The sequence below is a fragment of the Pseudomonas sp. Sample_10 genome (assembly GCF_004321495.1).
Classification (GTDB): Bacteria; Pseudomonadota; Gammaproteobacteria; order Pseudomonadales; family Pseudomonadaceae; genus Aquipseudomonas.
This window is the reverse complement of sequence record NZ_RCOE01000185.1, coordinates 1-1,412: the sequence shown is the minus strand read 5'-3', so window position 1 is coordinate 1,412 and position 1,412 is coordinate 1. Positions and strand designations below refer to the sequence as shown.

Genomic DNA, 1,412 nt, shown 5'->3' with positions numbered 1-1,412 from the left:
GGAACGATCAAGGAACGATCAAGGAACGATCAAGGAACGATCAAGGAACGATCAAGAAGATGCTTAACCCTTGCGCCGCAACCACTCCACCATCCCGATCCCCGCCGCCCGTCCACTGGCGAAACACGCGGTGAGCAGATAGCCGCCCGTCGGCGCTTCCCAGTCCAGCATCTCTCCGGCGCAAAACACCCCAGGCATTTGCTTGAGCATCAAGCGCTCATCCATCGCTTGGAACAACACACCACCGGCACTGCTGATGGCTTCGTCCAATGGCCGCGTTTTCACCAGTGTCAGCGGCAATGCCTTGATGGCGTTGGCCAGCAGGGCTGGATTGGCGAAGGTTTCGGCGGTGGTCAATTCTCGCAATAGCGCCGCTTTCACCCCGTCGATGCCCAACTGACTGTGCAGATGCTTGGCCATCGACCGCGAGCCACGGGGTTTGCTCAGGGCTGCCTGAACTTTATCCACAGGCCGGCCGGGCAACAGATCGATGTGGATGGTTGCCGAACCGTGCAGGTTGATCGCCTCGCGAATCGGCGCCGACAGGGCGTAGATCAAGCTGCCCTCGATGCCGGTGGCGGTAATCACACATTCGCCGAGCCGTGGCACGTCGTCGTTGAGGCCGATAGCGATGTTTTTCAGCGGGGTGCCGGCGAATTTGCTGACCATCAACGCGCTCCAGGCCTGCACCTCGAAGCCGCAATTGCTCGGTTGTAAGGGCGCCAGTCCGACACCGTGCTGCTCCAGCGCCAGCATCCACGCGCCATCCGAACCGAGGCGCGACCAACTGCCGCCGCCGAGGGCGAGCAGGGTCGCATCGGGTGTCAGGCTTTTATCGCCATCGGGGCTGGAAACGTTCAGGCTGCCGTCGGCATTCCAGCCGAGCCAGCGGTGACGGGTGTGGATAACTACACCACTGTCGCGCAGGCGTTTGAGCCAGGCGCGCAACAGCGGCGCGGCTTTCATGTCGGTGGGAAATACCCGGCCGGAGCTGCCGACGAAGGTGTCGATGCCCAGTTCATGAATCCACTGGCATAGCTGATCGGCGCCAAAGCCACGCAGCAACGGCGCCATGTGCGGTGCGCGTTCGGCATAGCGCGAGAGGAACGCCGGGTAGGCTTCGGAGTGAGTGATGTTCATGCCACCGACACCGGCCAGCAGAAATTTCCTGCCTACCGAGGGCATGCCGTCGTACAGGTCGACCTTGACCCCGGCCTGGCTCAACACTTCGGCCGCCATCAGCCCGGCAGGGCCGCCGCCGATGATGGCGACTTGATAAGAGGAAGAGGTCGAGGATCGAGTCATGGAGAGCGCTGCGGTCTGACGGAATGAAGGCGGGCATTCTAGCAGCCCCGCCCCCTGTAGATACTCTGTTCACGGTCAAGCTTTCGCGAGATGTTTTTCGCTAAAAA

General features: G+C 61.6%; 1 protein-coding gene. It reads right to left on the bottom strand.

The window, feature by feature from the left end; translation table 11 throughout:
* Window positions 1-63 precede the first annotated feature (63 nt).
* The gene (locus D8U18_RS18180) at window positions 64-1,305 is read right to left on the bottom strand and encodes a TIGR03862 family flavoprotein (RefSeq protein ID WP_056855721.1); all 1,242 of its coding nucleotides are present in this window, start codon (window positions 1,303-1,305) and stop codon (window positions 64-66) included.
* Between the last annotated feature and the right edge of the window lie 107 nt (window positions 1,306-1,412).

What these genes read in the sequence shown, in the direction of transcription:
- D8U18_RS18180 (WP_056855721.1), bottom strand. Translation starts at nt 1,305, where the DNA reads ATGACTCGATCCTCGACCTCTTCCTCTTATCAAGTCGCCATCATCGGC.